Annotated in this window: 32 protein-coding genes and 1 riboswitch; of the genes, 25 read left to right on the forward strand and 7 right to left on the reverse strand. The window is 66.8% G+C overall.

Annotation, left to right across the window (positions count from 1 at the left end; translation table 11 throughout):
• Positions 1–627, reverse strand: a 627-nt coding sequence (locus IMZ29_RS14320) for a PhaM family polyhydroxyalkanoate granule multifunctional regulatory protein (protein ID WP_216185231.1), incomplete at its 3' end; no start/stop codon positions are given.
• A 109-nt stretch (positions 628–736) separates the two neighbouring features.
• Between IMZ29_RS14320 and IMZ29_RS14325 the strand changes: the two genes are divergently transcribed.
• Positions 737–958 carry a DUF3717 domain-containing protein gene (locus IMZ29_RS14325; protein ID WP_216185234.1) on the forward strand — a complete coding sequence of 74 codons (222 nt, stop codon included), beginning with the start codon at positions 737–739 and terminating at the stop codon, positions 956–958.
• Positions 959–980: 22 nt separating this feature from the next.
• On the opposite strand, the gene IMZ29_RS14330 is transcribed toward IMZ29_RS14325, so the two are convergent.
• Positions 981–1,775: an NUDIX hydrolase gene (locus IMZ29_RS14330; protein WP_216185237.1), complete on the reverse strand. Its 795-nt coding sequence runs from the start codon at positions 1,773–1,775 to the stop codon at positions 981–983.
• 273 nt (positions 1,776–2,048) lie between these two features.
• On the opposite strand from IMZ29_RS14330, the gene coxB reads away from it, so the two are divergent.
• From coxB to IMZ29_RS14355, 5 genes are all read left to right on the forward strand, one after another.
• Positions 2,049–3,209 (forward strand): cytochrome c oxidase subunit II, encoded by a 1,161-nt coding sequence (gene coxB, locus IMZ29_RS14335; protein ID WP_216185240.1) that lies wholly within the window; start codon positions 2,049–2,051, stop codon positions 3,207–3,209.
• A gap of 110 nt (positions 3,210–3,319) precedes the next feature.
• Entirely contained in the window at positions 3,320–4,927 is a 1,608-nt protein-coding gene (gene ctaD, locus IMZ29_RS14340) for a cytochrome c oxidase subunit I (RefSeq protein WP_216185243.1), read from the forward strand.
• A gap of 1 nt (position 4,928) precedes the next feature.
• Complete coding sequence (locus tag IMZ29_RS14345) at positions 4,929–5,042, forward strand: cytochrome oxidase small assembly protein (protein WP_371820273.1); 114 nt, start codon at positions 4,929–4,931, stop codon at positions 5,040–5,042.
• Between the two features lie 13 nt (positions 5,043–5,055).
• Positions 5,056–5,271 (forward strand): DUF2970 domain-containing protein, encoded by a 216-nt coding sequence (locus IMZ29_RS14350; RefSeq protein WP_216185246.1) that lies wholly within the window; start codon positions 5,056–5,058, stop codon positions 5,269–5,271.
• A gap of 58 nt (positions 5,272–5,329) precedes the next feature.
• Positions 5,330–6,205: a cytochrome c oxidase subunit 3 gene (locus tag IMZ29_RS14355; RefSeq protein WP_216185249.1), complete on the forward strand. Its 876-nt coding sequence runs from the start codon at positions 5,330–5,332 to the stop codon at positions 6,203–6,205.
• 112 nt (positions 6,206–6,317) lie between these two features.
• Here the strand turns inward: IMZ29_RS14355 and IMZ29_RS14360 are convergent, their stop codons facing one another.
• Positions 6,318–6,518: a twin transmembrane helix small protein gene (locus IMZ29_RS14360; protein ID WP_216185252.1), complete on the reverse strand. Its 201-nt coding sequence runs from the start codon at positions 6,516–6,518 to the stop codon at positions 6,318–6,320.
• 190 nt (positions 6,519–6,708) lie between these two features.
• Between IMZ29_RS14360 and IMZ29_RS14365 the strand changes: the two genes are divergently transcribed.
• From IMZ29_RS14365 to metW, 8 genes are all read left to right on the forward strand, one after another.
• On the forward strand, positions 6,709–7,431 hold the full coding sequence (locus tag IMZ29_RS14365; RefSeq protein ID WP_253207138.1) for an SURF1 family protein: 723 nt from the start codon (positions 6,709–6,711) through the stop codon (positions 7,429–7,431).
• Positions 7,400–8,020: an SCO family protein gene (locus IMZ29_RS14370; RefSeq protein WP_253207139.1), complete on the forward strand. Its 621-nt coding sequence runs from the start codon at positions 7,400–7,402 to the stop codon at positions 8,018–8,020. The genes IMZ29_RS14365 and IMZ29_RS14370 overlap by 32 nt, the downstream gene beginning before the upstream one ends.
• A gap of 39 nt (positions 8,021–8,059) precedes the next feature.
• The gene (locus IMZ29_RS14375; RefSeq protein ID WP_216185256.1) at positions 8,060–9,109 is read left to right on the forward strand and encodes a COX15/CtaA family protein; all 1,050 of its coding nucleotides are present in this window, start codon (positions 8,060–8,062) and stop codon (positions 9,107–9,109) included.
• A complete protein-coding gene (gene cyoE, locus IMZ29_RS14380) occupies positions 9,106–9,999 on the forward strand; it encodes a heme o synthase (protein WP_216185259.1) in 894 nt (297 codons plus the stop codon). The genes IMZ29_RS14375 and cyoE overlap by 4 nt, the downstream gene beginning before the upstream one ends.
• A 2-nt stretch (positions 10,000–10,001) precedes the next feature.
• Positions 10,002–10,613 (forward strand): SCO family protein, encoded by a 612-nt coding sequence (locus tag IMZ29_RS14385; protein ID WP_216185262.1) that lies wholly within the window; start codon positions 10,002–10,004, stop codon positions 10,611–10,613.
• A gap of 178 nt (positions 10,614–10,791) precedes the next feature.
• On the forward strand, positions 10,792–11,487 hold the full coding sequence (locus IMZ29_RS14390) for a hypothetical protein (protein ID WP_216185265.1): 696 nt from the start codon (positions 10,792–10,794) through the stop codon (positions 11,485–11,487).
• 76 nt (positions 11,488–11,563) lie between these two features.
• A riboswitch (SAM riboswitch) is annotated at positions 11,564–11,642 on the forward strand.
• A complete protein-coding gene (metX, locus tag IMZ29_RS14395) occupies positions 11,634–12,803 on the forward strand; it encodes a homoserine O-succinyltransferase MetX (RefSeq protein WP_216185268.1) in 1,170 nt (389 codons plus the stop codon). It overlaps the preceding riboswitch by 9 nt.
• Entirely contained in the window at positions 12,800–13,414 is a 615-nt protein-coding gene (gene metW / locus IMZ29_RS14400; protein WP_216185271.1) for a methionine biosynthesis protein MetW, read from the forward strand. Before metX ends, metW begins: the two co-directional genes overlap by 4 nt.
• 42 nt (positions 13,415–13,456) lie before the next feature.
• Here metW and IMZ29_RS14405 read toward each other — a convergent pair whose 3' ends face one another.
• Both IMZ29_RS14405 and IMZ29_RS14410 read right to left on the reverse strand, forming a co-directional pair.
• Positions 13,457–14,065 (reverse strand): SET domain-containing protein, encoded by a 609-nt coding sequence (locus tag IMZ29_RS14405; RefSeq protein WP_216185273.1) that lies wholly within the window; start codon positions 14,063–14,065, stop codon positions 13,457–13,459.
• 66 nt (positions 14,066–14,131) lie between these two features.
• Positions 14,132–14,584, reverse strand: a complete 453-nt coding sequence (locus IMZ29_RS14410; protein ID WP_216185277.1) for a MarR family winged helix-turn-helix transcriptional regulator — start codon at positions 14,582–14,584, stop codon at positions 14,132–14,134.
• A 350-nt stretch (positions 14,585–14,934) separates the two neighbouring features.
• On the opposite strand from IMZ29_RS14410, the gene IMZ29_RS14415 reads away from it, so the two are divergent.
• Positions 14,935–15,723: a Bug family tripartite tricarboxylate transporter substrate binding protein gene (locus IMZ29_RS14415; RefSeq protein ID WP_371820276.1), complete on the forward strand. Its 789-nt coding sequence runs from the start codon at positions 14,935–14,937 to the stop codon at positions 15,721–15,723.
• 80 nt (positions 15,724–15,803) lie between these two features.
• On the opposite strand, the gene IMZ29_RS14420 is transcribed toward IMZ29_RS14415, so the two are convergent.
• On the reverse strand, positions 15,804–16,712 hold the full coding sequence (locus IMZ29_RS14420) for a LysR family transcriptional regulator (protein ID WP_216185280.1): 909 nt from the start codon (positions 16,710–16,712) through the stop codon (positions 15,804–15,806).
• A gap of 119 nt (positions 16,713–16,831) precedes the next feature.
• On the opposite strand from IMZ29_RS14420, the gene IMZ29_RS14425 reads away from it, so the two are divergent.
• The 10 genes from IMZ29_RS14425 to IMZ29_RS14465 all read left to right on the forward strand — a co-directional run bounded on the left by IMZ29_RS14425 (position 16,832) and on the right by IMZ29_RS14465 (position 24,565).
• Positions 16,832–17,821 carry a 2Fe-2S iron-sulfur cluster-binding protein gene (locus IMZ29_RS14425; protein ID WP_216185283.1) on the forward strand — a complete coding sequence of 330 codons (990 nt, stop codon included), beginning with the start codon at positions 16,832–16,834 and terminating at the stop codon, positions 17,819–17,821.
• Between the two features lie 27 nt (positions 17,822–17,848).
• Positions 17,849–19,111 carry an aromatic ring-hydroxylating dioxygenase subunit alpha gene (locus IMZ29_RS14430; protein WP_216185286.1) on the forward strand — a complete coding sequence of 421 codons (1,263 nt, stop codon included), beginning with the start codon at positions 17,849–17,851 and terminating at the stop codon, positions 19,109–19,111.
• A gap of 1 nt (position 19,112) precedes the next feature.
• Positions 19,113–19,589, forward strand: a complete 477-nt coding sequence (locus IMZ29_RS14435) for an aromatic-ring-hydroxylating dioxygenase subunit beta (protein WP_216185289.1) — start codon at positions 19,113–19,115, stop codon at positions 19,587–19,589.
• A gap of 7 nt (positions 19,590–19,596) precedes the next feature.
• On the forward strand, positions 19,597–19,920 hold the full coding sequence (locus tag IMZ29_RS14440; RefSeq protein WP_216185292.1) for a non-heme iron oxygenase ferredoxin subunit: 324 nt from the start codon (positions 19,597–19,599) through the stop codon (positions 19,918–19,920).
• Positions 19,921–20,003: 83 nt separating this feature from the next.
• Positions 20,004–21,140 carry an ABC transporter substrate-binding protein gene (locus tag IMZ29_RS14445; protein WP_216185421.1) on the forward strand — a complete coding sequence of 379 codons (1,137 nt, stop codon included), beginning with the start codon at positions 20,004–20,006 and terminating at the stop codon, positions 21,138–21,140.
• 9 nt (positions 21,141–21,149) lie between these two features.
• Positions 21,150–22,073 (forward strand): branched-chain amino acid ABC transporter permease, encoded by a 924-nt coding sequence (locus IMZ29_RS14450; protein ID WP_216185294.1) that lies wholly within the window; start codon positions 21,150–21,152, stop codon positions 22,071–22,073.
• Positions 22,070–22,237, forward strand: a complete 168-nt coding sequence (locus IMZ29_RS23320; protein ID WP_371820278.1) for a hypothetical protein — start codon at positions 22,070–22,072, stop codon at positions 22,235–22,237. The genes IMZ29_RS14450 and IMZ29_RS23320 overlap by 4 nt, the downstream gene beginning before the upstream one ends.
• Positions 22,238–22,242: 5 nt before the next feature.
• Positions 22,243–23,067, forward strand: a complete 825-nt coding sequence (locus IMZ29_RS14455) for a branched-chain amino acid ABC transporter permease (RefSeq protein ID WP_371820279.1) — start codon at positions 22,243–22,245, stop codon at positions 23,065–23,067.
• Entirely contained in the window at positions 23,064–23,834 is a 771-nt protein-coding gene (locus IMZ29_RS14460) for an ABC transporter ATP-binding protein (RefSeq protein WP_216185297.1), read from the forward strand. The genes IMZ29_RS14455 and IMZ29_RS14460 overlap by 4 nt, the downstream gene beginning before the upstream one ends.
• Positions 23,831–24,565, forward strand: a complete 735-nt coding sequence (locus tag IMZ29_RS14465; RefSeq protein ID WP_216185300.1) for an ABC transporter ATP-binding protein — start codon at positions 23,831–23,833, stop codon at positions 24,563–24,565. Before IMZ29_RS14460 ends, IMZ29_RS14465 begins: the two co-directional genes overlap by 4 nt.
• A gap of 33 nt (positions 24,566–24,598) precedes the next feature.
• On the opposite strand, the gene IMZ29_RS14470 is transcribed toward IMZ29_RS14465, so the two are convergent.
• Positions 24,599–25,243 carry a TetR/AcrR family transcriptional regulator gene (locus IMZ29_RS14470; protein ID WP_216185303.1) on the reverse strand — a complete coding sequence of 215 codons (645 nt, stop codon included), beginning with the start codon at positions 25,241–25,243 and terminating at the stop codon, positions 24,599–24,601.
• Between the last annotated feature and the right edge of the window lie 86 nt (positions 25,244–25,329).

Below are 25,329 nucleotides of genomic sequence, written 5' to 3' on the forward strand. Positions count from 1 at the left end.
CTTCTTGGTGGGCGCGGACGGCGCGGCCGGGCGCGGCGTGGCCGTGGGCATCGTGGCGGCGGCGGCCTGGGCGATCTGGTTGAACTGGTTCTGCAGGAGATTCCACCACGCCTGTTGCGGCTGCGCGGTGTCTTCGGCCTGGCCGCTCGGGGCGGCGGCAGGTGCTTCGGGTGACGACGCCTTGGGCGCGGCCGCCGGCTCGGCGGGTGGCTCCTGCGAGGTCCGGGTGTGCGGCTTGATGCCCAGGGCGACTTCCAGCGGAGACGGTTCGCCCGCGCCGCCGGTGCTGCCTGCCGCAGCGCCGCTCGCCGTCTGCGCGAAGGAGCGCAGCGTGGCGATGGTGGCGCGCTGCACTTCGAGCGCCTGGATGGAGCCCTGCAGCATCGTCATGTTCAGACGCAGCCAGTTGGCCACCGCCTGCAATTCCTGGATGCGCTTGTCGAGCTCCTCCAGATTGAGGATGGGCGTGGTGGGGATGGCGCTGGCGAAGGGATTGGTGCCGCCCATCTGGGTCCAGGCCTGGCGCATCATTTCCAGGCTTTGCAGCACGGGGTTTCCGCCCGAGCCGTCGGGCGTGCCCAGGCCCATGCCGGGAAATGCGAAGGGATTGCCGGGGGTGGTGGTCATGCAGCGTCTCCGGTTGGCGCAATGGGCCGATTATCTCCGATGCGGGCGGCTGCGGCATCTCCGCCGGATGCATGAGGGCAGGCCTAGTCCGATCTGCGACAATCCGGGAATGGCAACCCCCATCACCGATCTCGAAGACGCTATCAATTACTGGCGGGCGCGCTCGCCCGCCCAGGGCGAGGAGCGCCGGCTCTGCGCCGAGGCCTCGGCCCTGGCCGAGGTCTATGCGGTGCTGATCTTTCAGCGCCAGGCCGAATTCGACCCCGCCACGGTGGCGCAGGCCGCGCAGGCGGCCTTCGCAGCGTGGCGGTCCGAGCACCACAAGGGCTAGCCGTTCGCCCCGCGGCGCGACGTCAGCCCGCCACGTCCCGGCGGCCCGACGCCTCCCACGAGATCAGCAGCGACAAGGCGGCTTCGGTCGTGAATTGCCCTTGGGCGATCATTGGCCACACGTCGGCCAGTGGCACGCAACGGATCAGATCGACTTCGCCGTCCTGGTTGGCCGGGGTGCAGCCCGCAGGCAGCACACAGTCGGTCACGGAGACGGCTTCGACCTGATAGCCCTCGGGCACATGGCGGGACACGACGAACTCGCCGACGATGCGCCCACCCGACAGGTCCGACGGGGCCAACCCGGCTTCCTCCGCGCTCTCGCGCACCAGGGCCACGGCAGGGGATTCGCCCGTGGCGACCAGGCCGCCGACCAGGGTGTCCCAGAGGCCCGGGTCTGTCGTCTTGTGCGATGCGCGACGCGCAATCCAGACGTGGCCGTCGTGCGAGAACGCGTTCAGATGCACGGCGCGCGTGCGCAGCCCGAGCGGGCGCATCGCGGCGCGCTCGATGTGGGACAGCACCTGGCCTTGGTCGTCCGTGACGTCCAGGCATTCGCCGCGCCAGCCATTGAGTACGCCCGCCTCGTGTAGCGTGCGCGCCACGTCAGCCATGGCCTCGGGCGCGGCGGACAGGGTCAGGGCACCGGGGCCCCCCCGCACGGCAGGATGGCCCGCGAGTGCCCGGGCGGCGGCGGGGCTGGCCCAGCCGCACGAGCGGCCGTTCACGAGGACGGGAACGGCATCGGCAGGGGGCGCCACCGCGGTCCGCGCGCGCAGCGCTTGTAACAAAATGGCGGGATCAAAAGATGCAATCATCGAAATCCTGAGGGGCGGGCAAGCCCGACTTTTGGCACGATTTTAGACAAGCCCCTATAATTCCAGGGTTTGACGTTGCCGAGTCTGTGTATCAAGCTGTGTATGGCGGGATGCCTGCGCATGGCCGGCGCTGGTTACCGTCAGAGAGGAAACACCCGACGGCAGCACGCCGTGACAGGGTCGGACTTCGCGGGCGGAGCGAGCCGGGGCGCCTGGAGACAGGGCGTCGTGCAGGCGGTTCTACATAAAAAAACGGTGTGCTTCGAGGTCAACATGAAGAAGTGGTTGGGTGGAACCCTGGGTGGAATCGGCGCGCTCGTCGGCGGTGCGGCCCAGGCATGGGAGAGAGGCGACAGTCCGGGCGGCCCTGCGGTCAATCAGTTGAACATGCACGAGCCCATCACCCAGATCGCGGCGGAGATCGGCTGGCTGCACTGGATGATGCTGGGCATCTGTCTGTTCATCTTCATCTGTGTGTTCGGGGTGATGTTCTACTCCATCTGGGCACACCGGAAGTCCCGCGGCGTCACGCCTGCCACCTTCCACGAAAGCCTGGGCGTTGAAATCGCCTGGACGATCGTCCCCTTCGTCATCGTGATCGCGATGGCGCTGCCCGCCACCAAGACGGTGGTTGCCATGAAGGACACGTCCAACCCGGACGTCACCATCAAGGCCACCGGCTATCAATGGAAGTGGGGCTACGAATACCTCGACGGCCCGGCCACCGGCATCAGCTTCCTGTCCAATCTGTCGACGCCGCGCGCGCAGATGGACGGCCTGGAAACCAAGGGCGTGAACTACCTCATGGAGGTCGACAACCCGCTCGTGGTCCCGGTCGACGCCAAGGTGCGCATCGTCACCACCGCCGCGGACGTGATCCACTCCTGGATGGTGCCCTCGCTGGGCGTCAAGCAGGATGCCTTTCCCGGCCTGCTGCGCGACACCTGGTTCCGCGCCGAGCGCACGGGTGAATTCCGCGGTCAGTGCGCCGAGCTCTGTGGCAAGGACCACGCCTACATGCCCATCGTGGTGAAGGTGGTGGAGCAGGCCGAGTACGAAGCCTGGGTCAAGGAGCAACAGGAACTCCTCGCCGCCAATGCCGACGATCCGACCCGCGAGTGGGAAGCCGAAGAGCTCATCGCCCGTGGCGAGCGCGTCTACGCCGCCAACTGCGTGGCCTGTCACCAGGCCACCGGCAAGGGCGTGCCCGGCGCCTTCCCGCCCCTCGATGGCGACAAGATCGTGCTCGGCCCCGCGGCCGGACAGATCGACGTCCTGCTGCACGGCAAGCCCGGCACGGCCATGGCCTCGTTCGCTCAGCTGAACGACGTCGAGATCGCGTCCGTGATCACCTACACCCGCCACGCCTGGAGCAACGCTGGCAAGGGTGAGGAGCCTACCGTGCAACCGGCGGCCATCACCGCCGCCCGCTGAGCCGATACCGCCGGCGCGGGCTCGCCCGCGCCGTGCCTCAAGAATATTGATAATCCTGTCGCGTGCGCATCACGGTCGACGGGACACCGAAGCAGGAAGGAGCCACCATCATGAGTAGCACTGCGATCGACCACGTGCCGCCCGGACACGCTCACGGGCACGAGCACGATCATGCGCACGACGTCCCCCACGGCTGGCGGCGATGGGCATTCGCCACCAATCACAAAGACATCGGCACGATGTACATGATCTTCTCCCTGGTCATGTTGATGGTGGGTGGGGTGCTTGCCCTGCTGCTGCGCACGGAGCTCTTCTCCCCCGGCATCCAGTTCTTCCGTCCTGAGCTCTTCAACCAGTTCACGACCATGCACGGCGTGATCATGGTGTTCGGCGCGATCATGCCGGCGTTCGTGGGTTTCGCGAACTGGATGATCCCGCTGCAGATCGGCGCCTCGGACATGGCCTTTGCGCGGATGAACAACTTCAGCTTCTGGCTGCTGCCCGCGGCCGGCTCGCTGCTGGTGATCTCGTTCTTCGTGCCGGGCGGCGCCACGGCGGCCGGCTGGACGCTCTATGCACCGCTGTCGGTGCAGATGGGCCCGGGGATGGACTTCGCCATCTTCGCGCTGCACATCATGGGCGCCTCGTCCATCATGGGCGCGATCAACATCATCGTCACCATCCTCAACATGCGCGCCCCCGGGCTCACGCTGATGAAGATGCCGCTGTTCTGCTGGACCTGGCTCATCACGGCCTACCTGCTGATCGCCGTCATGCCCGTGCTGGCCGGCGCCATCACCATGGTGCTGACGGATCGCCACTTCGGCACCACCTTCTTCAACGCCGCCGCCGGCGGTGATCCGGTCCTGTACCAGCACATCTTCTGGTTCTTCGGTCATCCCGAGGTCTACATCATGATCCTGCCCGCGTTCGGGATCGTGTCGGCCATCGTTCCCACCTTCGCACGCAAGCCGCTCTTCGGCTACGCCTCGATGGTGTACGCCACCGCGGCCATCGCCGTGCTGTCGTTCATGGTGTGGGCGCACCACATGTTCACGACGGGCCTGCCGGTCACCGGCCAGCTCTTCTTCATGTACGCCACGATGCTGATCGCCGTGCCCACGGGCGTGAAGATCTTCAACTGGCTCGCCACCATGTGGCGCGGCGCGATGACCTTCGAGACGCCCATGCTGTTCTCGATCGGCTTCATCTTCGTGTTCACGATCGGCGGCTTCACCGGCCTCATCCTGGCCGTGGCCCCGATCGACATCCAGGTCCACGATACCTACTACGTGGTGGCCCACTTCCACTATGTGCTGGTGGCCGGTTCGCTCTTCGCGCTCTTCGCGGGGGCCTACTTCTGGCTGCCTAAGTGGACGGGCGTCATGTATGACGAGCGCCTGGGCAAGTTCCACTTCTGGTCCTCGCTGATCTCCTTCAACGTGACCTTCTTCCCGATGCACTTCCTGGGTCTGGCGGGCATGCCGCGTCGCTATGCGGACTACGCCACCCAGTTCACGGATTTCCACCGCATCGCCACGATCGGTTCGTTCTGGTTCGGGCTCTCGCAGCTCATCCTGATCTGGGTGGTGGTGAAGGCCTACCGCGGCCGTGGCGAGAAAGCCGTGGCCAACCCGTGGGGGGCCGAAGGCCTGGAGTGGACGGTGCCGTCGCCGGCGCCGCACCACACCTTCGAAACCCCGCCGCTGGTGAAGTGACGTGTTGAGCGATGAGCAGCGTCGGCGCAATCGGCGCACCGGATGGATTCTCTTCACGATCGCCCTCGTGTTCGTGGGCGGCTACGTGGTGCGCCGCATGACGCTGGGCGCCTGAGGGAGGGCAGGGCATGAGCGACGATCTGCGGGAAGCCAGCCAGCGCAAGCTGAATTTCTTCCAGACGATCCGCGCCGTGCTGTGGTCCTTCCTGGGCATCCGGCGCAGCCGCGGATACGAAGAGGATGCCGCCCGGCTCAACCCGGTCTACGTCATTCTTGCCGGTCTGGTGGCCGCAGGTCTGTTTGTCGCTATTCTCATTCTCGTGGTCAGGATGGTCGTCTCGTAACGACCGAGCAACCTAGCAGTCGTAGAACAATCAAGACAGGATTCGTGGGAGAAACGACATGAGCGCAAGCCATCCGGCACCGGGCCAGGAAGCCCCGTATTACTTCGTGCCTGGGCTATCCGGCCACCCGGTACGCGGCAGCGTCGCGCTGCTGCTGTTCGGCCTGGGCATGGTCATGCTGGTCAACGGCATGGCCGCCGGCAAGTGGGTCACGCTCGTGGGCGTGCTCTCGTTCCTGGTCGTGCTCTACTTCTGGTTCGGCGACGCCATCCGCGAATCCGAGGGCGGTCTGTATGGCCGGCGCATCGACATCTCCTACCGCTGGGGGATGGGCTGGTTCATCTTCTCGGAAGTGATGTTCTTCGCGGCCTTCTTCGGTGCGTTGTTCTATGCCCGACTGCACGCCACGCCGGAACTCGGCAACCTCGATCACCGCCTCATCCTGTGGCCGGATTTCTCCTCCGTGTGGCCGAACACCGGGCCGGCAGGGATCATCGAGCCCTTCGCCACCGTGGGCCCGTTCTGGCTGCCCACCATCAACACGGCGCTGCTGCTCACCTCTGGCGTCACGCTCACCATCGCCCACCACGCGGTCATCGCCAACCACCGCAGCAAGGCCATCGTGTGGCTCTTTCTCACGGTGTTGCTGGGTGCGATCTTCCTGGGCGTTCAGGCTTACGAGTACATCCACGCGTACAACGATCTGAACCTGAAGCTCTCCTCGGGGATGTTCGGTTCGACGTTCTACATGCTGACCGGCTTCCACGGATTCCACGTGTTCATCGGGGCGCTGATGCTCAGCGTGATCCTGGTGCGCCTGATCCGCGGCCACTTCACGCCGACGCACCACTTCGGCTTCGAAGGCGCTGCCTGGTATTGGCACTTCGTGGACGTGGTCTGGCTGGGCCTGTATCTGCTGGTCTACTGGACCTGAGGTATGCTTGGCCCCGCCTTGGCGGGGTCATTGGGCACCCGAAGGGGTGCCGCTTGCCACCACGGCCGCCGCGTGCGGCCGTTGGCATGCCGGCCACGCCGGCGTTCGTGTCTCAGCGCAGGCCGGTGGCCTGGATCCAGCCGAGCGAGTGCGCGAGCAGCACGAAGAGGAACAACGCCACCGATAGCCCGATGCGCACCGTGAGGGCGTGCACGGTGCGGCGCGAACGTCCCTGGTCGCGCATGAGGTAGAAGAGGGCCGAGCCCAGGCTGAAGAGAATGCCGGCGAAGGCCAATGCCACAATGATGCGCATGAGAGTGCTCCCGCGAATGACTCATTATCGCAGCAACCGTAACCGCCGAACCTCGTTCGACGGGGGTGACGAAGCCCATGGCTGAGCGGGGCCCTGCGCCCCGCCCGCGCCGGATGCCGTCGCGCCCCTGCGCGGTTGGCGCCTGTGGATCGGCATCATCGGGCTGCTCGCCATCGCGGCGGTGACCCTGATGGCGGGCCGCTGGCAGCTCTCGCGCGCCGACGAGAAGGCTGACATCGCCGCGCGCATCGAAGCTGCCCGGCAGGCGGGGCCTCTGACGCTCGCGCCCGCCGTGGCCGAATCGGCCCTGGTGCCCTGGCGCGAGGCCGTGGCCAGCGGCACCTGGCAGCCCGGCCATACGGTGCTGCTCGACAACCGCAACCACGACGGCAGGCCGGGATACTGGGTGGCCACGCCCTTGTGTCTGGCCAGTCCGGACGCGCCGGAACCAGCTCCCGGCGAAGCCATCGACTGCGACACCGCGGTCCTGGTGTTGCGGGGTTGGCTCTCGCGGGGGACGCCTGGTGCCCCGCCGCCCGGCGTGCCCGCACCAGTCGCAGGCGCGCCGGTGCAGGGCATCCTGCTATCGCATGTGCCGCGCCTCTTCGATCTTGCCGCGTTGCGTCCGGGCGAACCGGACGCGCAAGCGCCGTTGTCCTGGGCTGCCGGCACGCCGACGGTGCAGAACCTGACCGTGCCCGCCATGGCGGCGGCCACGGGGTTGCCACTGCTGCCTGTCGTCCTGGAGCAGCGCAGCGACACGGGCGATGGTCTTGCCCGCAATTGGGCCGGCCCCGCGCTGGAAACCGACAAACACACGGGCTATGCCCTGCAATGGTTCTCCTTTGCCGCCATTGCCTTGATTGCCTTGGGAGTCATCCTTGTCAAAGCCTTCCGCCGCCGCCGCCACTGAGCGCGCCCCGGTCCGCCAGCGTTCGCTGGTGCCGCTCGTCCTGGTGCTCGTGGTGTGCCTTGCGCCCGTGCTCGCCGCCGTGCTCTTCTACGTCAACCCGGCCTGGGTCCCGGGTGGCGGTGGCAGCTACGGCACGTTGCTCGACCCCCAACGCCCGGTGCCGCCTCCCCAGGAGCTCGCGCTCACGGATCTTCAGGGCCAGGCCTTCGATCTGCAGAGCGAGCGGGGTCAATGGCTCCTTCTCACCGTCGATGGCGCCGAATGCGCCGAGGCCTGCGCCCGCAAGCTCTTCATGATGCGGCAGAACCACGCGAGCACGGGCAAGAACGTCGTGCGCATCGATCGCGTCTGGCTCATCACGGATGACGCCCCGGTGCCGGAGGCCGTACAGACGGCCTACCAGGGAACCAAGATGCTGCGCGCCGATCCGAGCCAGGTCCGGGCCTTCTTTGGGACGGACCATCCCGAGAAGCACATCTGGATCATCGATCCGCTGAACAACCTGATGCTGCGCTTCCCGGAGGATCCCGATCCGATCCGCATGCGCAGCGATCTGGGCCGGTTGCTCTTCGCCTCCCAGGTGGGCTGATCCCCATGTCTTTCGTCACCCGGGCCGGAGCCCGTTGAGATGTCCCGTCCTGCTGCCGATCCCGCGCGCCTCCGTGCCCGCTACCGTCGCATCGTCTTCCTGACGCTGTTCCTCACGCTCGATCTCATCATGTTCGGCGCCTTCGTGCGGCTGTCGGACTCGGGCCTGGGCTGTCCGGACTGGCCGGGCTGCTACGGCAGCTTCAGCCCGTTCGGCGCGCGCGATCACATCGGTGCCGCGGTGGACGCGCAGCCCTACGGGCCGGTGACGCACGCCAAGGCCTGGATCGAGATGGTCCACCGCTACGTGGGCGCGATCCTCGGCATGCTGCTCATCGCCATCGCGTGGATGGCGTGGCGGCATCGCGAGGCGTTGCGACAATCGCCCACGCTGGCCGTCGTGAGCCTGGTGGCCGTGTGCATCCAGGGCGCCTTCGGCGCCTGGACGGTGACGCACAAGCTGATGCCGGTGGTGGTAACCACCCATCTGCTGGGCGGCATGGCGCTGCTCGCGCTGCTGACCTGGCTTGGGGCCCGGCAGAAAGCCCATGATCCCGTGCCCGCCGAGGCCTGGCGCTGGCGGGTGGCGGCAGGCGTCGGTCTCGGGCTGCTGGGGGTGCAGATCGCACTGGGCGGCTGGGTGAGCACGAACTACGCGGCGCTCGCCTGCCTGGATTTCCCCACCTGCCACGGTGAATGGGTGCCGGACATGGATTTCCATGGCGGCTTCTCGCTGGTGCGGGCATTGGGCGAGCTTCCCTCAGGCGAGATCATTTCGCAGAACGCCCTCACGGCCATCCACTGGGTGCACCGGAACTTTGCGTTCATCGTGTTTGTCTATCTGGGCTGGCTCGCGCACCGTCTGAGCAGGTTCCCGGGGTTGCGCGGCCCGGCCCGCCTCTTGGCGGCGTTCCTGGTATTGCAGGTCTTGACCGGCATCGCCACGATCTTCCTGCAATGGCCCTTGTTGCTTGCCGTCATCCACAACGGCGGAGCCGCCGTGCTCACCATGGCCTGCACCACCCTGGTGGTGCGTACCGCGCGGGCGGGAAAGCAGCCGCCTGCCGCAGACGATAAAATCACGTCATGAGTACCTTGTCCGTTTCCCAGGTGCGGCTGCGCGCACGCCAGTACCTGGTGCTCACCAAGCCGCGGGTCACCCAGCTCGCCGTGTTCTGCGCGGTGATCGGCATGTTCCTCGCCGCGCCCGGGCTGCCCAGGCTCGATACGGTGATCTTCGCCACGCTGGGCATCTGGCTGCTGGCCGCGGCCGCGTTCGCGGTCAACTGCCTCATCGAGCAGCAGGTGGACGCGCGCATGGCGCGCACCCGGCATCGCGCCACCGCGAGCGGGGAGATCACCGCGGCCCAGACGCTGGCCACCTCGGGCGTGCTGGGCGGTCTCGGCATGTTCGTGCTGTACCACTGGGTCAACCCGCTCACGATGTGGCTCACCTTCGCCACCTTCGTGGGCTATGCCATCATCTACACCGTCATCCTCAAGCCGCGCACGCCCCAGAACATCGTGATCGGCGGGCTCTCGGGTGCGATGCCGCCGGCACTCGGCTGGGCGGCCGTGGCGGATGCCGTGCCTGCGCAGGCCTGGCTGCTGGTGCTCATCATCTTCATCTGGACGCCGCCGCACTTCTGGGCGCTTGCGCTCTACCGCAGCGACGACTACGCCAATGCCGGGCTGCCGATGCTGCCGGTCACGCATGGCGACCGCTTCACGCGCCTGCACATCCTGCTGTACTCCTTCGCGCTCTTCGGCACCACGCTGCTGCCCTACGTGATCCGCATGAGCGGGCTGCTGTACCTCGTGTCCGCCGTGGCGCTGGGCGCCGTCTTCGTGGGCTATGCCTGGAAGCTCTACCGCGAATACAGCGAAGCGCTCGCGCGCAAGACCTTCAAGTTCTCCATACTCTATCTGGCCCTGCTGTTCGGTGCGCTGCTGCTCGATCACTGGGTCCTCGTCTTCTGATCATGACCCAGCCCAATGCCTCGCGTCGCCGCCTGATGCTGGCCGGCGCCGCCGGCCTGGTGGGCGGCACCGCGCTCGTCGGCTGCTCCCCGGCCTCCCGGAAGTTCCACGCTACCGACATCTCCGGCTCGGACATCGGTCGCAACTGGACGCTGCCGGACACTGCGGGCACCGACCGCACGGCCCAGGATTTCCAGGGCAAGGTGACCGCGCTCTTCTTCGGCTTCATCCAGTGCCCTGACGTGTGCCCCACGACGCTTGCCGAGCTCACGCAGGTGCGGGCCAAGCTCGGCGAGGACGCCGACCGTTTCCAGGTGCTCTTCGTGACGGTGGATCCGGACCGCGACACGCCCGAGATCGTGCGCACCTACGTCGAGCAGTTCGACAAGAGCTTCGTCGGCCTGCGCGGCAATCCGGAGCAGCTCGCTGCCGCGGCTCGCGCGTTCAAGGTGTTCTACGCCAAGGTGCCCACCTCCGACGGCCAGAGCTACACCATGGACCACTCCGCAGGGCTCTACCTCTTCGCCCCCGACGCCACGGTGCAGCTCTACGCGCGCTATGGGCAGCCGGTGGACGAGCTCGTCTCGGACGTTCGCGGTCTGCTCTCGGCCTGAGCGGCAGGATGGGGTGCGGCTCGGGCAACGCCAGCCCATTCGCGGCGCACGCGGCTGAGGTCCAAAGATCCCGCTGTTCTCGCGTTTGCACCCGGGGTGCCCAAGCATAAGATTCCAGCCGGTTTCACACGGTCGCCACGTCGGCCGCGTGATGTGCTCTCTTCGCCTGGAATCCTCCGTGATGTTCTCCCCTGCCGTTCGCCTCGCCGCTGCGCTCAGCCTTTGCGCTGCTGCTTGCGGCACTGTCCAAGCCCAATCCGTTTACGCCAAGGCGGGTTTTCTGGGGGCCGGTATCGGTGCCTCGTATGGCCTGTCTCCGGCTGTCACGCTGCGTGCGGATGTGACCACGGCAGGCTCGCTCTCGCGCAGCGGCAGCACGAGCGACTTCGATTACCGTGGCAAGCTGCGCGTGCGCCAAGCAGGCGGCTATGTCGACTGGTTCCCCTTCGACAATGGCTTTCGCCTGTCTGTCGGTCTGCAGGCACGCGACGCGCGCCTCGATGCCGACGCGCGCCCCCGCGCCAGCGGGACGATCACCATCGGCGGCACGACCGTGGGATTCGGGTCAGAGGACAGGGCGGACGCGCGTGCCAAGCTGCCCACGGTGGCGCCGTACGTCGGGCTGGGCTGGGGGCACAACACGGTCCAACGCGCGAGCAAGCCCGGCTTTGGCTTCATCGCCGACGTGGGCGTGTCGTTGGGCAAGCCGAAGGTCGACTTCTGGGTGAGCGACTCGGTGCGCGCCAAGCTTGATGTCATCACGGGGGGCCGCGCCCAGGACCAGATCGATCGCCAGCGTGACGAGTTTCAGAGCGACGTGGACAAGCTCAAGGTGCTGCCGCAGGCCTACGTGGGCGTGGCGTATTACTTCTGACGCGTGGCGGTGCGGGCGTCCCACCGGTGCCCGTATGACACAGTGATAGAATGTCAGCCGATGTCCTCATGGCATCGACTGACATGGCGCCGATTTGCGTGATCCGCTTGCGGGCGCCTCATAAATCCCGCTAAAGAGGTCTTGTTGTGCTCTCGCCCCATTCCCCTGCCGCGCCCGCGTCGGTCGGCATCGTTGCTCCGCAGTTCCTCGATTTCTCCGAACCCCTCGAACTCGCCAGCGGCAAGCAGCTCGGCCCGTACACGCTCGCCGTCGAAACCTACGGCACGCTGAACGCCGAGCGCAGCAATGCCGTGCTCGTGTGTCACGCCCTGAACGCGTCGCATCACGTGGCCGGTGTCTATGCCGATCAGCCGGCGAGCGTCGGCTGGTGGGACAACATGGTCGGCCCCGGCAAGCCGCTGGACACCAACCGGTTCTTCGTCATCGGGATCAACAACCTGGGTTCGTGCTTCGGGTCCACGGGTCCGGCGAGCGTGGACCCTGCCACCGGCAAGCCGCTGGGTGCGCAATTCCCCGTGCTCACCGTCGAAGACTGGGTCCACGCGCAGGCGCGCGTGGCCGATCGCCTGGGCATCGAACGCTTCGCCGCGGTGATGGGCGGCTCGCTCGGCGGCATGCAGGCGCTGAGCTGGGCCATCACGTATCCCGAGCGTCTGGCGCACTGCGTGGTCATCGCGAGCACGCCGCGGCTGTCGGCCCAGAACATCGCGTTCAACGAAGTGGCGCGCCGCGCCATCATCACCGACCCGGATTTCCATGGGGGCGATTACTACGCTCATCAGACGGTGCCGCGGCGCGGCCTGGCGGTGGCGCGCATGGTGGGCCACATCACCTATCTGTCCGGCGACAGCATGGCCGAGAAGTTCGGCCGCACGCAGCGCGCGCCCCAGGAGGGCGGCGGCTACCGCTACGGGTTCGACATCGAGTTCGAAGTGGAGTCCTACCTGCGCTATCAGGGTGAGAAGTTCTCCGGCTACTTCGACGCCAATACGTATCTGCTGCTCACGCGGGCCCTGGACTACTTCGATCCGGCCAAGGCGCACAACGGCGATCTGACGCGTGCGCTGGCAGCCGTCAAGGCGAAGTTCCTGCTTGCCTCGTTCACGACGGACTGGCGCTTTCCGCCAGAGAACTCGCGCGAGATCGTGCGCGCGCTGCTGGCCAATCACGTCCCGGTCACCTACGCCGAGATCGACGCCCCGCACGGCCACGACGCCTTCCTGCTGGAGGATGCGCGCTATCACGCCGTGGTGCGCGCCTATTACGAACGCATCGCCAACGAGCTTGCCCTATGACCGAGATCCCGACCGTACGGCCAGACCTGGCGCGCATCGCCAGCTGGATCGCCCCGGGCAGCCGGGTGCTGGATCTGGGCTGCGGCGACGGTGCCTTGCTGGCGCACCTGGCCACGCACCGGCAGGTGTCGGGCGTGGGCGTGGAGATCGACGACGCGCGCGTGATTGCCTGCGTGGGGCGCGGTGTCAACGTCATCCAGCAGAACCTGGAGGCCGGTCTGGCCCTCTTTGGCGATGGCGAGTTCGACACGGTAGTGCTCTCGCAGACGCTGCAGGCCATGCATCACACCCAGCATATTCTGCGCGAGATGGCACGCGTGGCGCGCGAAGGCATCGTGTCCTTCCCCAACTTCGGCTACTGGAAGCACGGCCTGTCGATCCTGGCAGGCCGCATGCCGGTGTCGGGACAATTGCCCTACGCCTGGTACGACACCCCCAACATCCATTTGTGCACGCTGCAGGATTTCGAGCGCCTGGCGCAAGAACTCTCGCTCGACGTGCTCGAGCGCGCCACCTTCGACACCCGCGGTGAGGTGAAGGTGCTGCCGCAATGGCGCAGCACGCTGGCGGTGTATCGCTTTGCCTCGCCGCAGCACGCGGCGAGCGCCTGACGGCCCGACGCGCGGCGGCGCCGCGCGGGCCGAGGTTGCCCGCTAGGCGGCCTTGGCCTTTCTGGATCCGCCGGTTTTCTTCGTGGCCTTGACCGTCTTGACCGGTTTCGCGTCGTCGGCGGGCTTGGCGCCCTTCGTCTTCGCCACCTTCGTCGTCTTCGCGGTCTTGGCCGCCTTGGCGGCCGGCTTGCGCTTGAGCGCCAGCATCGTGCCACGACAGCCCGGGGTGCCACACAGGCACTTGTACTGCTCACGAACCGTCTTGGTCAGCCGCTCGTCCAGCACCAGGCCATAGTCGAAGTTGAGCTCCTCGCCGCGGTCGATGTCGCGCAGCGACACGATAAAGACGCGAAAGTCGTCCGTCTCCTCGGTCTCGCAGTTGGGCTCGCACGAGTGGTTGACCCACTTGGCCTCATTGCCTCCGACATGACCGTCGATCACGGTGCCATTGCCCAGCGCGAAGAAGAACGTGTGGAAGGGATCATCCGGATTCACCGGATGGCGGCGATCCGCTTCGTCCGAGGAGATGATCTCCCCCGTGTACTCGAAGACACGCGTGCCTGCGGGAATCTTGCGCGCGGCATAGACGCCGGTGCCATGGATCGGCGAACGGCGCAGGCGATGCCAGGCCTTGGCGGGAGTCGTGGTCATGGGGGGGGGGAGGGACGGCAGGAGAAAGGCGAATTGTCGCATGCAGCAGCACGCTGCGGGCAGCCTTCAACCCACGCGTGCCAACAGGCTCAGCAAGGTCTGTCGCTCGAGCGGATCGAGCCTGCGCGTGACATGCCGGTCATGCGCGTGCATGGCCTCGGTCATTTCGGCCAGCGCGGCCCTTCCGGCGGGCGTGAGATCCAGCGCCACCGTGCGACGGTCGCTGTCCGGCGCGCTGCGCGTCACATAGCCCATGCCTTGCAGGCCGTTGAGCAGGACCACCACACCGGAGCGTGCAATGCCAAGCACGTCGGCCAAGGTCGTGGCCTTCATGCCGGGATTGGCGCCGATGACCGTGAGCGCCGAGAAGCGGGCAGGCGTCATCTGCCACCGCGCCAGGGTGGCATGCAGGTCTTCATAGAGCCGCAGCTGGGCGCGGCGCAGCGCGTAACCGACGAGCTCGTCGAGGGCGCCCTGTGCGGGCAGGGCGGGAGCCCCAGGGTCTTGGCGATCAGTCATGGCGGCTCAGGAACGAATGGCTCGAAAGACTACCGCATCCGTCCTTCGCGAGGCCAGCCCGCCGTCTCAGGGAAAACACCGTAGGCTGCCCGACGATGATTTTGTTATGTTGCTTAACAAAATTCGACGCCGGGCGTTTGGCTCGGTCATCGTTCATCGAAGGAGACTCTCATGTCGCTCGCATCCTGGATTGCCCGCAGCACGCTGCTGCTCGCCATGCCCCTGGCCGCTCACGCCGCCCAGTTCCCGAACCAGAACATCCGGCTGAACGTCGGCTTCCCGCCAGGCACGGCACCGGACATCGTCGCGCGCATCGTCGGTCATGAGATGGGGCAGGCCTGGGGCAGTCGGTGGTGGTGGAGAACCGGGCAGGCGCCGGTGGGCAGATCGCTGCGCAGGCGGTGGCCCGCGCGGAACCGGACGGCTACACGCTCCTCTTGGGCGAAGTCGGCTCCCTCAGCATCGCGCCGGCGGCATTCCCGTCGCTGCCGTACAACGTGGGCAAGGATTTCACGCCGGTGTCCGAAGTGGCCAGCGCTGACTTCGTGCTGGTCGTGCCCGCCAACTCGCCCTACAAGACGGTCGAAGAGTTCGTGAAGGGCGCCAAGGCGAGCAGTGACCGGCTGAACTTCGCCACCTTCGGCGCAGCCACGCCGGGTCACTTCGGGGCCGAGCTCTTTGCCAAGTCGGCGGGCTTCAAGATCGAGCCGGTGCACTACCGCTCGACGGGCGACGCCGTCTCCGCATTGGCCTCCGGCACGGTGAGCGCCGGGTTCATCACTACCGCGATGGCATCGCAGCAGGTGGCAGGCGGCAAGATGCGCGCGCTCGCCAGTACCGGCAAGGAGCGTGCGGCGATCTTCCCGGACCTGCCCACGTTCACCGAAGCGGGCTTCCCGGACGTGGCCTTCAGCGCCTGGATGGCCATCGTCGCCCCCACGGGCACGCCGCCGGCCGCCATCGCCGCGCTGCAGGAAAGTGTCGTCAAGGCGCTCAAGGCCCCGGGCATCGACCGCAAGCTGGGTGACATGGGGCTGGTCCTCATCGGCTCGTCACCTGAGGACCTCGGCCGCGTGATCCAGAGCGACACCACCCGCTGGCAGCAGATCGTGAAGGACACCGGCTTCAAGCCCGAGTAAGCCGGGCCGCCGGGCCGCGCTTCGCGTCGGCCGGCAGATGAATTCGACATGCCGGGGGGGGCACAACGCCTCCCCGTGCGTCAGGCCGAATCGCCCAGGCAGTCCGCCACGAACCCGCGCAGCCACTGGCTCGCGGGGTCCTTGTGAAAGCGGGCATGCCAGAAGGCATTGATGCCCACCACCGGCAGCGGCACCGGATGCGTCACATACGTGAGGCCGAAGGGCGCCACGCACTGCTGCGCATAGCGCTCCGGCACGGTCGCCAGCATGTCCGTGGCCGCGAGCAGGTGCCCCAGGCTCACGAAGTGCGGCACGCGCAGGCGGATGCGCCTGGGTGTGCCTTCTCCATCGATGATCTCGTCCACCTTGGCATGCCCGCTGCCCTGCGAGGTGACGAGCACGTGATCGGCCGCGAAGTAGCGCTTCTTCGTGAGCGTGACCTTGGCCAACGGATGATCGCGTCGCATGACGCACACATAGCGCTGCAGGAATAGCCGCCGCTGGAAGTAGCCCGTCTTCAGCTGCGGGATCAGGCCGATCGCCAGATCGACGCGGCCGGATTCGAGCGCGGGATCGAGCTCCTCGGTGGCGTTGCGCACCGTTTGCAGTGTGATGCCCGGCGCGTGCCTGGCCAGCGCATCCATGAGCGCCGGCAACAGGGCGATCTCCCCCAGATCCGACATGCCGATGGTGAAGTTGCGCGTGCTGCTGCGCGCATCGAACCCTTCACGACGTTGCAGCGCGGCCTGCAGCGTGTTCAATGCATACGCCACCGGTTCGTCCAGCTGCGCGGCGAAGGCCGTGGGCTGCATGCCGCGCGCCGTGCGCACGAACAGTTCATCCCCGAGCAGGTCGCGCAGACGCCGCAGGGCGTTGCTCACTCCCGGCTGGCTGATGCCCAGTTCGCGCGCCGTCGCGGCCACGCGGCCCGTGCGCATCAGGTGATGGAACACCCGGAGCAGGTTCAGGTCGAGCGCGTTGATGTCCATGGCGGCCTCGCTGCAATATTCACAGGAGTGATGTAGATGATTCGCGAGATTCTATCGTTTTGTTTTCCACGCATGCCTAGAATGGCCGCAATCCATAACAAGCATGGCGGAGACAAGTCATGGAGCTGGTGATTCAACCCGGCGGACGCGTCATCTCGGCGCAGCCGGGCGCCAATCTGCTGGAGACGCTGCGCGCCGAGGGCGTGCCCATCTCGCACAGCTGCATGAGCGGGCGTTGCGGCACCTGTCGCTGCCGTGTGGTGGCGGGCGAGGTGCTGGAATCCGGGCGCGAGATCAAGCGCACGAGCCCGCACGCCGATGCGGACGGCCACTACGTGCTGGCCTGCATGAGCGCGCTCACGGGGCCCTGTGTGATCGAGGTGCCCGAGCCCGACGAGATCGTCACGCATCCGGCGCGCGTGTTGAAGGCCAAGGTCGAATCCCTCGATGCCCTGACGCACGACATCCTGCGCGTGCGCCTGCGCAGCCCCAAGCCGCTGGATTTCTCGCCGGGTCAATACGCCACGCTGCAGTTCACGCCGGAGCACATCCGCCCGTACTCCATGGCCGGCATCGCGGGCGACGAGCTCCTCGAGTTCCACGTGCGGCTCGTGCCGGGTGGCCGGGTGAGTGGCTACGTGCGCGACACCTTGCGCCCGGGCGACGCAGTGCGCGTCAGCGGTCCTCTGGGTACGGCCTATCTGCGCAGCCGGCACGAGGGCCCGATGCTTTGCGTGGCAGGTGGTACGGGTCTGGCACCAGTGATGTCCATCGTGCGTGGCAGCCTGGCTGCCGGCATGACTAACGACATCCACGTGTATGCGGGCGCCCGCTCGCCGCAGGACGTCTACGGTCTGGAGGTGCTGCGCACGCTGGCCGACGAATATCCCAACCTGCACGTGCACAGCATCGTGGCGAGCGGGGCGAGTGTGGATGCCCGTCCCGGACTCGTCACCGATGCCGTCACGGCGGACTGGACCGACCTGTCCGGCTGGCGCAGCTATCTGTGCGGCTCGCCCCCGATGGTCGATGCGGCTGCCCTGGTGGCCACGCGTCTTGGCGTCCTGCCCAATCACATCCACGCCGACGCTTTCTACGATGCCGCCTGAGGGCGGCACTGAGGAGGAGAACCTTTCATGCAACCCGAACAACGCGTCTTTCCCGAGGCGCCGGTCTGGGCCGACAGCGGCTCGAGCCGCATCCCGTTCTGGGCCTACACCGATCCTGCCCTGTATCGGCGCGAGCTCGAACGCTTCTTCTATCACGGGCACTGGTGCTACGTGGGCCTGGAGGCCGAGATCCCCAAGGCGGGTGACTTCAAGCGCACCACCATCGGTGAGCGCTCGGTCATCATGAACCGTGACGAGACGGGCGCGATCAACGTCATCGAGAACGTCTGTGCGCACCGCGGCATGCAATTCTGCCGCGAGCGCTCAGGCAACGTGAAGTCGCTCGTCTGTCCGTACCACCAGTGGAACTACTCGCTGCAGGGCGATCTGCAGGGCGTGCCGTTCCGGCGCGGCGTGAAGCAGGACGGCAAGGTCATGGGTGGCATGCCCAAGGAATTCAAGCCCGACGAGAACGGCCTGAACAAGCTCAAGGTGGCCACGCGGGGTGGGGTGGTGTTCGCCTCCTTCGATCATGACGTCGAAAGCCTGGAAGACTTCCTCGGCCCGGTGATCCTGAGTTACTTCGATCGACTCTTCAATGGTCGCGAGCTCACGCTCCTGGGCTACAACCGCCAGCGCATTCCGGGCAACTGGAAGCTGATGCAGGAGAACATCAAGGACCCGTATCACCCCGGCCTCCTGCACACGTGGTTCATCACCTACGGCCTCTGGCGCGCGGACAACAAGTCCGAGCTGCGCATGGATGCGAAGCACCGGCATGCCGCGATGATCTCCACGCGCGGCAATAGCGGCGCGAAGAACGAAGTCACCCAGGGCGTGACCTCGTTCAAGGAAAGCATGGAGATCAACGACAAGCGCCTGCTCGACATCGTCCCGGAAGATTGGTGGGGCGGCCCGACGGCCGTGATGATGACTGTGTTCCCGAGCGTGATCTTCCAGCAGCAGGTCAACAGCGTGTCCACGCGACACATCCAGCCCAACGGCAACGGCTCGTTCGACTTCGTCTGGACGCACTTCGGCTTTGCCGACGACACCGAGGAGATGACGCGCCGGCGCCTCATCCAGGCCAACCTCTTCGGCCCCGGCGGCTTCGTGTCGGCCGACGACGGCGAGGTGATCGAGTTCTCGCAGAACGGCTTCGCGCAGAAGCCGTACCACCGTGCCCTGGCCGAACTGGGCGGCACCGAGGTGGAGGACACCGAGCACATGGTGACCGAGACCTTGATCCGCGGCATGTACCGCTACTGGCGCGATGTGATGGGAGTGTGAGATGAGCGACGATCTGCAGACCTGGTTCGCCGTGCAGCGGCTCTATCAGGATTACACCGCGGCCGTGGATTCGGCCAACTGGGGCGCCTGGGTCGATCTTTTCACCGAGGAATGTGAGTACAAAGTGCAGCCGCGCGAGAACTTCGAGCGTGGCCTGCCGCTGTGCACGCTGTGGTTCCTGAGCCAGGGGATGCTGCGCGATCGCGCCTACGGCATCCAGGAGACCCTGTTCCACGATCCCTACTACCAGCGGCACGTCGTGGATACGCCGCAGATCACCGGGGCCGATGGCGACACGATCCTGGCCGAGGCCAACTACGCCGTGTTTCGTACCAAGCGCGACGGCGTGAGCACCGTCTTCAACGTGGGCCGCTATCGCGACCGCATCGTACGCACGCCCGATGGACTGCGCTTTGCGGCGCGACTGTGCGTCTACGACACCGAGATGATCCCGAATTCCATCATCTATCCGATCTGAGGAACCCATGAGCAACATCATCTGGATCGACGTGGCCGCCCACGACGACGTGCCCGAAGACGACGTGATCGGCGTGGACGCGGGCGGGCGCGACGTCGCCCTCTACAGCGTGCAGGGCGAGCTCTACGCCACCGACAACCTCTGTACCCATGGCCACGCACGGCTGTGCGATGGCTTCCTGGAGGACTTCGAGATCGAATGCCCGCTGCACCAGGGCCGGTTCGATGTGCGCAACGGCAAGGCCATGTGCGCCCCGCTGGCCGAGGACGTGAGGACGTATCCGGTCAAGCGCGAGGGCGATCGCGTGCTGGTGGGGCTGGCTGACGCCTGATCCCTGCTGACGCATCCCCCATCACCAAAAGAGTTCGTTGAGGAGACTGTTGTGAAGAAAACCACCCTGGCGGCCGCGGCGCCCTGGCGAGCGCGCTCGCCTGTCAGACCGCGATCGCGGACATCAAGATCGGCTTTTCCGCCCCCTTGTCCGGCGGACAGGCTGCGGTCGGTCAGGATCAGCTCGACGGCTTTCAGCTCGCCTTGCAGGAGCGCGATGGCAAGCTGGGCGGCGTTGCCGCCACGGTCATCCGCGAGGACGATCAACTGAAGCCCGACGTGGGCAGCCAGATCGTGCGCAAGTTCGTCGAGCGCGACCGCGTGGACGCCATCGTGGGCCTGGGCTTTTCCAACGTGCTGATGGCCGGCCTGAAGACGATCGTCGATTCGGGCACCGTGGCCATCGCCACCAACGCCGGACCGTCCCTGGTGGCCGGCGCCGGGTGCGCGCCCAACGTGTTCTCCGCGGCGTGGCAGAACGACGGTGCGGCCGAAGGCATGGGCAAGTACGTCCAGGACAAGGGCTTCAAGCGTGTCTACCTGATGGCGCCGAACTACCAGGCCGGCAAGGACATGATCGCGGGCTTCAAGCGCTTCTACAAGGGCGAAGTCGTGGACGAGGTGTACACGCAGGTCGGCCAGACGGATTACTCGGCCGAGATCGCCCAGTTGCAGGCGGCGGGCCCCGACGCGGTGTTCGTGTTCTATCCCGGCGGCATGGGCGTGAACTACATCAAGCAGGTGAGCCAGGCCGGTCTGCTCGCGCGCACGCCGGTGTTCTCGGTCTTCACGGTGGATGGCACGACGATGCCGGCGCTGCGGGAAGCCGCCGTGGGCAGCGTCTATTCGGCCATGTGGGATGCCGGCCTGCAGACCCCGCGCAACCAGGCCTTCGTGAAAGCGTTCGAGCAGCGCTATCAGCGCGTGCCGAGCGAGTATGCCGCCACCGCGTACGACGCCGCGCTCATCCTCGACGCGGCGGTCGGCAAGCTCGGCGGCAACGTGGCGGACAAGAAGGCCTTCGCGCAGGCCGTGCGCGAAGCCGGCAGCACGATCGAGTCCGTGCGCGGCCCCTTCGCGTTCAACAACAACCACATGCCGATCCAGAACTACTACACCTTCGAAGTCAAGAACGAAGGCGGCAAGCCCGTGGTCGTGGAGACCGGCGTGGCGCTGTCCGAGCACAAGGACGCGTACCACGGTCAGTGCAAGGCGAGCTAAGGAGCCGTCATGACGCTCAGCCTCCTCCTCACGCAGCTGCTGAACGGTCTGCAATACGGCGTTCTGCTCTTCCTGATGGCCGCCGGGCTCACGCTGGTCTTCGGCATCATGAGCTTCGTGAACCTGGCGCACGGGTCGCTGTACATGCTGGGGGCTTACTTTGCCGCCGCGGCCTGGAACCTGACCGAGTCGTTCTTCCTGGCCGTCGTGGCCGCGCTTGCGGGCGCGGCTGCGGTGGGCATGCTGCTCGAGCGCATCGCCGTGTCGCGGCTGTACCGGCGCGACCACCTGGATCACGTCCTGGTCACCTTTGGCCTCGTGCTGTTCTTCAATGAGATCGTGCGCATGGTCTGGGGCTCACAGCCCCTGTACCTGCCGGTGCCACAATGGTTGCAGGGCACGGTCGAGCTCTTCGGCGTGACCTACCCGGCCTACCGGGGCGCGATCATCGTCACCGGCCTCCTGGTGGCCGTGGGCGCGCACTGGCTGATGCATCGCACCCGCATGGGCATGCTCATCCGCGCAGGCTCGTTGAACCCGCAGATGGTCGGCGCGCTGGGCGTGAACATCAAACTGCTCAACGCCTCGCTGTTCGCGCTGGGCGCGGCCCTGGCCGGGCTGGCCGGCGTCATGGCCGGTCCGATCCTGTCGGTGCAGTCCGGCATGGGCGATTCGGTGCTCATCACCACGCTGGTGGTGATCGTGATCGGCGGCATCGGGTCGGTGAGCGGCGCGTTCTATGCCGCGCTCATCGTCGGCGTGGTCGACACGCTCGGCCGGGTGTTCCTGCCGCTCATGATGCGCGAGGTCATGGCGCGCGACATCGCCAATGCGGCGGGCCCGGCGCTCGCCTCCATGCTCATCTATGTCCTGATGGCGGTGGTGCTCGCCGTTCGTCCGCAAGGACTCTTTCCCGTGAAGGGGGCCAAATGATTTCCGATACCCCGCGCGTGCCAGGGCCTGCGGCCCTGGCCGTGCCCGTGGTGCTGCTGGTGTTGCTGGCTCTCGTGCCGGTGTACGCGAGCTGGGCGGGTGAGCCGTTCTTCGTGTCTTCTTCGCCCGCATCCTCATCTACGCCATCGCCGCCTCGGCCCTGAACCTGGTGCTGGGCTTCGGCGGTATGGTGAGCCTGGGCCACGCGCTTTTCTTCGGCATTGGGGCCTACAGCGTGGCGATCCCGGCGTTCCACGGCATCGACAGTGGCTGGGTGCACCTGATCGTGACCATCGTGGCCTGCGCGGGCGTCGGGCTGGTGACGGGCGCGATCAGCCTGCGCACCACCGGCATCGGCTTCATCATGATCACGCTGGCCTTTGCCCAGATGGGCTACTACCTCTTCGTGAGCCTGAAGCAGTACGGCGGCGACGACGGCACGCCCATCACCATGACCAGTCACTTCTTCGGGCTGGACCTGGGCGGGGCCACCTCGGTGTACGTGACGGCCTATCTGCTGCTGGTGGGGTTGCTGGTGTGGACTGCGCGCTTGCGCGTGGCGCCGTTCGGCATGGTCCTGCGGGGCGGCCGCCTGAACCCGCGTCGCGTGGCCGCCGTGGGCCTGCCCACCGCGCGCTACCAACTCATCGCCTACGTGATCTCGGCAGTGATCTGCGGCGTCGCCGGCCTGCTGCTGGCCAATCTGAACGCCTTCGCTTCGCCCAGCACGTTGTCCTGGATCATCTCGGGCGAGCTCATCGTCATGGTGGTGCTGGGCGGCTTAGGCACCGTGTTCGGGCCGTTGCTGGGCGCCCTGGTGTTCTTGGGCGCCGAGGAATTGCTCAAGGGCTACACCGAGTACTGGCTGGCCGTGTTCGGTGCACTCATCGTCATCGTCGGCCTGGCCACACGCATGGGCTTGTCCGGTTTTCTGGCCGGTCTGGGCGCGCGTCGTGCCGCCCGCCGCGAAACGCCCCCGCAGGAGGCCGCATGAGCGCCGTTGCTTCTCCCGCGCCGCTGTTGCGCACCCAGGGCCTGGTCAAACGCTACGGTGGCCTGCTCGTGACCGATGCGGTGTCGATGGAGGTTCTGCCCAACCAGGTGCATGCCATCATCGGGCCCAATGGTGCCGGCAAGACCACACTCATCAACCAGCTCTCCGGTGAGATCGGCTCCAACGAGGGCACGGTCTGGTTCGAAGGGCGAGATGTCACGAGCCTGCCGGTGTCGGCCCGCGCGCGCCAGGGCTTGCTGCGGTCCTACCAGATCACCTCGATCTTCGAGGATTTCACGGTGCTCGAGAACGCGACCTTCGCCGCCATGGGTGCGCGCGGCAAGGGTCTGCGCTTCTGGCGGCCGATGCTGGCCGATGGCGAACTGCACGGCGTCGCGCAGAAGGCCTTGGTGGACACCGGTCTGGCCGCCCGTGCGGACGACGCCGCCAGCGCCCTCGGCTATGGCGAACGCCGCCAGCTGGAGCTGGCCATGGCCCTGGCCGCCAGCCCCAAGGTGTTGCTGCTGGACGAGCCCATGGCCGGCATGAGCGTGCAGGAATCCGTCGCCGTGGTGGCGCTCCTGCAGCGGCTCAAGCGCGATTACGCCATCGTGCTGATCGAGCACGACATGCAGGCGGTGTTCGCCCTGGCCGATCGCATTTCCGTCCTCGTGTATGGCCGCGTCGTGGCCTCGGGCACGCCCGACGAGATTCGCCAGGATCCTGAAGTGCGCCGCGCCTACCTGGGCGATGAGGAGATCGCATGACGCCGCATACCCCCACCCCTGGTCAGCTGCTTTCCGTGCGCAATCTGTGCGCGGCCTACGGCCCGGCGCAGGCGCTCTTCGGCGTGTCGTTCGACGTGGCTGAGGGCGAGGTCGTGACGCTGCTGGGCCGCAATGGCATGGGCCGCTCGACCACGGTCAAGTGCCTCTTCGGCCTGCTGCCCGCCACCAGTGGCGAGATGCAGTTCGCCGGCACGTCCACCACGGGCATGCCGTCCCACCGGGTAGCCCGGCTGGGACTCGGCCTGGTCCCGGAGGGTCGGCAGGTGTTCGCCAACCTGTCCGTGGAAGAGAACCTCGTAGCCACCGCTCGGGCTACCGCGCACGGCCGCGCGCGGCCATGGACGCTGGAGCGGGTCTACGGCATGTTCCCGCGCCTGCGCGAGCGGCGCGGCAACCTCGGCTCGCAGCTCTCGGGTGGCGAGCAGCAGATGCTCGCCATCGGTCGCGCGCTGATGACCAACCCGCGGCTGCTCGTGCTGGACGAAGCCACCGAGGGACTGGCACCGCTGGTGCGCGCCGAGATCTGGGAGGCGCTCGCCGCGCTCAAGGCCGAGGGGTTGGCGCAGATCGTCATCGACAAGAACGTCGGGGCGGTCATGCGTTTTGCCGATCGCCACTTCGTGCTGGAGAAAGGACGCGTCGTCTGGAGCGGCGACTCAGCCGCGCTGCGCGATGATACCCGGGTGGTCAGCCAGTACCTGGGCGTCTAGTCCGGAACGGGCGCGTACGTCCGTGCGCCCCGGTCAGGCCTTGGCGGCGTCCTTGCGCAGATAGCGCTCGGTCGCCATGGCCACCCATTCCTTGATGAGGCCCCGGTAGGTGGCGTCGTCCGCCTGCCACATCCGGTTCACCGCCATGCCGCGCACCAGGTTCAGCGTGAGGTTGAGCAGGTGGCGCGCGTCGCGCGCGCTGAGCCCGGCCTGGCGGAACACGGCCAGCCACACGTCGTTGGTGGATTGCCGGTAATGCTGCATCACTGGCAGGATGCGCTCGAGCAGTTCCGGATCGGTGCGCGCCACCACGATCGCCTCCAGCGCGGCAATGAACGGCCAGTCGAAGTACACGCTCAGGCAGTCGCCGATGAAGCCCTCGATGGGCTTTTTCACGGCATCCGGCTGACTCGCCAGGTGTTTGCCCCGCAGGATGGCTTCGTCGTAGACCACGGCCGTGGCGGCCACGACCAACTCGGCCTTGGTGGTGAAGTGGTGCATCAGCGCACCATTGGACAACCCGGCCGCGCTCGCCACTTCCTTCAGCGTGAGCCGGTTGTACCCGCTGCGCATGAGCACGTCGATCGCGGCGGCCAGCAGTTTCTCGCGGGTCTCGCGGCGGCGCTCTTCCTGCGTGCGGCGGACGGGGCGGCGGGGCGCGTCGGTGGGCTCGGTCATCAGCAGGGAAGGGCTCGGTGAAGCGAGGATTATAGGCGCGAGGCTACCGCGCCGCAGCATGTAAAAAAACAAACCGTACACTCTAT

Source organism: Verticiella alkaliphila (assembly GCF_018904615.1).
Taxonomy (GTDB): Bacteria; Pseudomonadota; Gammaproteobacteria; order Burkholderiales; family Burkholderiaceae_B; genus Verticiella; species Verticiella alkaliphila.